Origin of the sequence: Komagataeibacter oboediens (assembly GCF_003207815.1) — a bacterium.
Classification (GTDB): Bacteria; Pseudomonadota; Alphaproteobacteria; order Acetobacterales; family Acetobacteraceae; genus Komagataeibacter; species Komagataeibacter oboediens.
This window is the reverse complement of sequence record NZ_NKTX01000115.1, coordinates 1-4,776: the sequence shown is the minus strand read 5'-3', so window position 1 is coordinate 4,776 and position 4,776 is coordinate 1. Positions and strand designations below refer to the sequence as shown.

Here is a 4,776-nt window from a genome sequence, read left to right as displayed (position 1 = left end):
TGCGTCCTCAACCGCATGGACATTGATCGCCTCGATCCGCATGCTCACACGACGGACAGCAAGGCATTGTCAAGCTTGAAAAACTTTCGGATCGGGCTCTTAATCTCACACCGTCTGGAGGATTAACATTTCGAAGACGAGAAAGTCTCTCACGCAGCCAGTCTGATTTCGTCTTAGCGTTGGTAAAAGTCTGCCGAAGCCCTCTTCCAAGCTCAGTCAATTCTTCTCTTGACCATGGTGGAGTTTTCAGAAGAGATGAATATTTATTTGCCAGTTTTCTGGCTATCTCCATCCGTCTATCAAAAAACGTTTCGTGAAGATGGTCAGAGGCCATTACATTGCATTCTCGACACGATGCAACCTTCATAAGTTTTACTGTTCGGGCAACAGATGGCATTTGCGCCACGAATGTCCGTGGGATTGTATGATCAATTTCATCCGAAGGTGCCCCGCAGTAAGCGCAAACGTTCGCTGATCCGCAAAACTCATAAAATGTTTCTGGCGGCAGCGTGTAGGGTTTTCCCATAATTCCCTCAAATCACAAAATGCACGTAGAAGCCGTTTTTTTGGTCTCTGGTGAATTACCCCTATCTGCGGTGCTCCCAGACGCTACACTGCACTCAGCGCCAATCCTCGACGCTCTCAGGGGTATATCAGCCAGCACAGCGCGTCCGACTTCCCCTATATCGCAACCGGCCCGCATCTGACAGATGGTTGCGGCTACGTCCCAGTTCTTCGCTGGGGCAAGGTTCGCCACGTAGTCGGTGCCGCAGCGGTTCGGCCAGATTTCGTCGGAACTATCCATGCGCGATAGTACCATCCCCCCATGGGGATTGGTACCTTTTTCTTCTCGGTTTTCAGCCATTTTTCGGAAAAACCTCGTCCACGATTGTCATGTTTTCAGGCGCATATTTCGCCACGGCCGAGCGCGCCATCTGAGCAAAAACGCCCTGAAACGGCCCGCGTCTTGCCTCGTCCAGCGACCGGCGCAGGCGGATTGGATCGGCCCACATCGCATTGCTGACCGGTTCGGACGCGGGCTTGCCGGTGATGTCCTCGAACGCTACTGGCGACTGCTGCCGGATCAGGCTTAGGGCGCGTTCTCGCCTGGAGCGTTGCTCGTTTGGGTCAACGCCGGCCTCATCCGCGCCAACCCAGTTGGTCATCTCGCCCCGGTCGAAATATCGCCGCCACTGCAGGTCGGTCCCTTCAAGCGGCTTGCGGCCGCCGGTTCCGGTGAGTTGCGGCAACTTTCTGTCGCGCCGGTTGCGCTGGAATGCCTCCCAGTGCTCGCCTACCAGCCGGCGCAGCACGGTGTAGGAGGGCCACCATTCGCAGGCCTCGGCCACGTAGTGCAGCGCGGTGTTGGTGAACGCGGCCCGCGGGTAATCACGGATCAGCATTTCGGCATAGAGCGCCATCTGGTCGGGCCCGCAATCGTCGGCACTGCGCCGGACTAGCGCGCCCAACTTCCGCAGCCATGCCGCGATGTGTTTGGCATGCTCGGGGTTCTGCGCGCTTCGCAGGTCGGTCATGTCGTTCAAATCCCCAGCCTCTTGCAGTCTGCCTCGGCGGCGGCGTCGAGGTCGATTTCATCCAGGCGCCAGTCGCGCGCCATTGCGTCCAACTTCGAGCCGGTTCGGTTTTTGATCGCGCCTTCGATCCATGGAATGGCGTCGGCAGGTCGGGCCTGTGAGCATTCGAACAAGATCGCACTGAGCAGCTGCGCATTGTCTTTCGCGGCCTTGAGCCACTTGCCCAGCAACTTGCGGGCCGCATTGGGCGGCTTGCCGGTCATGCGCACCAGCACATCCAGCCCCTGCCGGAACAGAACCGTCCGGGCATCGGGCGGCAACGGCACCACGTTCTCGGCTGTCGGCAGGTCAGACATCGCAGGCACCACTTCCCGCGACGGCGGCGAAGGCGGCGTCACGAACGAAGTGAGTGTATCTTTACTGTCCCTGTCCCTGTCACCCCGCGCGTTTCCTGCGACACCTGCGTTTCTGATATGCTCTTGAAACTCAGATGAAACGCGTTTCACTTCCGTTTCTTCGGATATCTGTTCCTCGGGATGATGTGTGTCAGCATTTTGTTTCCGGCGCATTTCACGCCATGCCTGCAGGCGCTCCTTGTCCTTCACGCGCTTCTTGCTCTTGCGTAGGCGCTCCTCGTAGGCATCGAGAGCTTCCTGGCAGAGCATCGGATGATAGAGCCGCCCATCGCTGCACAGGATAAACCCGTGCAACGCGCGTTCCTTCACGGCCTGCCATGCCTCAACGTCACGGCCAAAGTCGGCCAGCGTTGCAAGGGCCCTGTCACTGTTCGGCAGGCTGCCCGCAGGGAGCTGGCTCCATGCCGCCCACCACAAGCGCATACCTGCGCGAAACTCCGCGTCAGATGCCTCGGTGTAGAACTCACTGGAGAACAGCCGGTGCCCGAACAGCGGCATGAAGTCATAACCGCGCAGGTCGCAGTATTCGGGTGTTAGGGGGTCTGGTAAGTCGGTCATGCCGCCACCTCAGTAATCGTAACAACAGTCCGCTGCTCACACAGCCGACACTTCACGGCACGAACCTCAAGATCCATGTGCGCAGGCCCGTCATCCACGACGAAGCCCAGCCCGCGCTTGTTCTTCACGCGCTGCCGTGCGCCTGGCGTGCGGACGTTCAGCAGGCACGGTGTCGTCAAAGCATCCACCAGGAACTTCGCGCCGCCATACAGGCCGTCCGTGTCCGGTGTTCCGGCCGAATAGCGCTCGATCAGGACATGGGCGCGCTGGAATGGCTCAGAGGGGCGCAAATGTAGCGCCACGTCGGCAACAGCCCGCGCCATCTTCCGGCGCATTCCAGTGAGCGCAAACCGGCTCTGGCCGATGCTATGGTTGAGCAGCGGGAAGGGTTTAGGGAGGGTGAAGGAAATGGTGCTCATGCCGCCATCTCCCTTGACGGAAACGGACAGGCGCGGTCGCCCGGCCCTAGCGCCTCATAGCGCAGTCCAGTCATTCGTCCCCTGATCCAGTGCCGGTTCTCAGTGCGCAACCACTCGCGCGCCTCTCGATCGGAGCGCACGTTGTAGATCCCCACGAAATACGTGCCATCCCGGTCAACGCCAGATACGCGGGTCCATGTGCGGTCAGGCATGATTTTGACCTTTCATCGGAATGCATACGGTCTGGGTCACATACCCCAGCGCATTGACGATGCTTTCCGACATTTCGCGCTGGTCATTGAGCGTGAGCGACACGACCGACTGCGGAATGCCCGTTTTCCGGCTCCACGCGTGCTGGCCGCCTGCTAGCTCCACCGCGTCGGCGAGGATTGATTTCATTTCTGTAATCGGGCGCCCGGTTATTTGGTGCGTCACTTGCGAAGCTCCTCTCTTGCCGCTTTGAGAGCCCGTTCCATCTTGTCAGACCACGTATCCCAGTCGAACCACGACACATGCAGGCACAGCACATGGCAGGACGGTGGCGGCCCGGCCTCTCGTTTCAACCAGACGAAGTGCCTGATCCTGATTTTGATCCAGGGCATTGTTCTCTCGCCTTTCGGCGCTCCTCGACGAGGGCATTCACCTCGTCGGCAATGGTGTTGCATGAGGCCATCAGTTCAATCAGCGCCTCGGCATCGGGCGCATTGGTTCCTGACAGCCAGTTCTTCGCGGCGCGTGGCGTGCGTCCTGCTGCACGCGCCAGCATTTCAGCGGCACAACGCAACGGCCTGAACTCGCGCCCTATGGCGCCAAGCAGCCGGTCGCGAACGCCGATATTGGAAATTACTCCGTTCATAGAGGGCAACTTTCGGTCCGAAAAAGCCCGATCATGGTCCAGAATGGACCGATCATTTCGCATGACATTTCCCCATATTCCGTCTTGCGAGACACGGAACTGGAGAAACACTTGTTGGAAAAACCGCCCATAGAAACAGCGGACGGCATGAAGGAAGCCGACCGCACCCTGTCAATTCCACAGACGCTGGTCCTCATGGCGCGGGTATGGGCGGCAACCCATCCCTTCGCGACCATTGAGGTCCGGCAGCACCTGGCAGCCATGGTGGCCACTGAATTGGCAGGGCGCGGGTGAGGCATCCTAAAAAGGAATTTCATCATCCAGATTGTCACCGGACGGCGCATCCCATCCGCCCGAACGCTGCTGGCTGCTCTGCTGGCGTGGCTGGGACTGCTGAGGGGGTGAATTGCCATCCCCGCCGCGTTCGCCGCACAGCACCAGATCGCCGCCAAACTTCTGGATCACAACCTCGGTCGTGTAGCGATCCTGCCCGCTCTGGTCGGTCCACTTGCGGGTTTGGAGCGCGCCCTCGATATAAACCTTGCGGCCCTTGCGCAGGAAACGCTCGGCTACATCAGCCAGGCGCTCGTTGAAGATCACGACTTTTGACCACTCAGTGCGCTCTTTACGTTCGCCAGAAGCCCGGTCATTCCACGCTTCACTGGTAGCTACGGTCATATTAACGATTTTCTTACCACCCTGTGTGGTGCGAATTTCCGGGTCTTTACCCAGATTTCCTACGAGAATTACTTTATTAACCGATCCCGACATAGGACTCTCCACGTATTACGGAACCAACGGTGCTGTATTCGATGCCAAGAGAAAGAGAAATCATGCGGCGAGAAATTCCAGCCTCAGAGCGACGTCTTATTTCCTGCACTTCTTTCTCAGTAATACCAACGGTTATGGGCACTGACCTGTGTGAGCCCACTTTCTAAGACCGATGGATCGAATGGTGTCAGGCAAGGCGGCAAGATTATTCCAAGCGGAAC

The 4,776-nt window shown here is 58.4% G+C and carries 7 protein-coding genes; 1 reads left to right on the top strand and 6 read right to left on the bottom strand.

Annotation, left to right across the window (positions count from 1 at the left end; translation table 11 throughout):
• Positions 1 to 857: 857 nt before the first annotated feature.
• The 5 genes from CFR80_RS16955 to CFR80_RS19045 form a co-directional block, all read right to left on the bottom strand.
• The gene (locus tag CFR80_RS16955) at positions 858 to 1,535 is read right to left on the bottom strand and encodes a hypothetical protein (protein WP_146221691.1); all 678 of its coding nucleotides are present in this window, start codon (positions 1,533 to 1,535) and stop codon (positions 858 to 860) included.
• A gap of 5 nt (positions 1,536 to 1,540) precedes the next feature.
• Positions 1,541 to 2,509: a DUF1376 domain-containing protein gene (locus CFR80_RS16950; protein WP_110507765.1), complete on the bottom strand. Its 969-nt coding sequence runs from the start codon at positions 2,507 to 2,509 to the stop codon at positions 1,541 to 1,543.
• Positions 2,506 to 2,928 (bottom strand): hypothetical protein, encoded by a 423-nt coding sequence (locus tag CFR80_RS16945; RefSeq protein WP_110507764.1) that lies wholly within the window; start codon positions 2,926 to 2,928, stop codon positions 2,506 to 2,508. The genes CFR80_RS16950 and CFR80_RS16945 overlap by 4 nt, the downstream gene beginning before the upstream one ends.
• Before the next feature lie 204 nt (positions 2,929 to 3,132).
• On the bottom strand, positions 3,133 to 3,363 hold the full coding sequence (locus CFR80_RS16935) for a hypothetical protein (RefSeq protein ID WP_258367925.1): 231 nt from the start codon (positions 3,361 to 3,363) through the stop codon (positions 3,133 to 3,135).
• A 124-nt stretch (positions 3,364 to 3,487) separates the two neighbouring features.
• On the bottom strand, positions 3,488 to 3,847 hold the full coding sequence (locus CFR80_RS19045) for a hypothetical protein (RefSeq protein ID WP_146221690.1): 360 nt from the start codon (positions 3,845 to 3,847) through the stop codon (positions 3,488 to 3,490).
• 51 nt (positions 3,848 to 3,898) lie between these two features.
• Between CFR80_RS19045 and CFR80_RS16930 the strand changes: the two genes are divergently transcribed.
• On the top strand, positions 3,899 to 4,078 hold the full coding sequence (locus CFR80_RS16930; protein WP_010515794.1) for a hypothetical protein: 180 nt from the start codon (positions 3,899 to 3,901) through the stop codon (positions 4,076 to 4,078).
• A gap of 6 nt (positions 4,079 to 4,084) precedes the next feature.
• On the opposite strand, the gene ssb is transcribed toward CFR80_RS16930, so the two are convergent.
• Positions 4,085 to 4,555: a single-stranded DNA-binding protein gene (ssb, locus tag CFR80_RS16925; RefSeq protein WP_110507760.1), complete on the bottom strand. Its 471-nt coding sequence runs from the start codon at positions 4,553 to 4,555 to the stop codon at positions 4,085 to 4,087.
• Positions 4,556 to 4,776 lie beyond the last annotated feature (221 nt).

Coding starts and splice junctions, on each gene's coding strand:
- CFR80_RS16950 (WP_110507765.1), bottom strand. CDS start 2,509: ATGACCGACTTACCAGACCCCCTAACACCCGAATACTGCGACCTGCGC.
- CFR80_RS19045 (WP_146221690.1), bottom strand. CDS start 3,847: ATGCGAAATGATCGGTCCATTCTGGACCATGATCGGGCTTTTTCGGAC.
- CFR80_RS16945 (WP_110507764.1), bottom strand. CDS start 2,928: ATGAGCACCATTTCCTTCACCCTCCCTAAACCCTTCCCGCTGCTCAAC.
- ssb (WP_110507760.1), bottom strand. CDS start 4,555: ATGTCGGGATCGGTTAATAAAGTAATTCTCGTAGGAAATCTGGGTAAA.
- CFR80_RS16955 (WP_146221691.1), bottom strand. CDS start 1,535: ATGACCGACCTGCGAAGCGCGCAGAACCCCGAGCATGCCAAACACATC.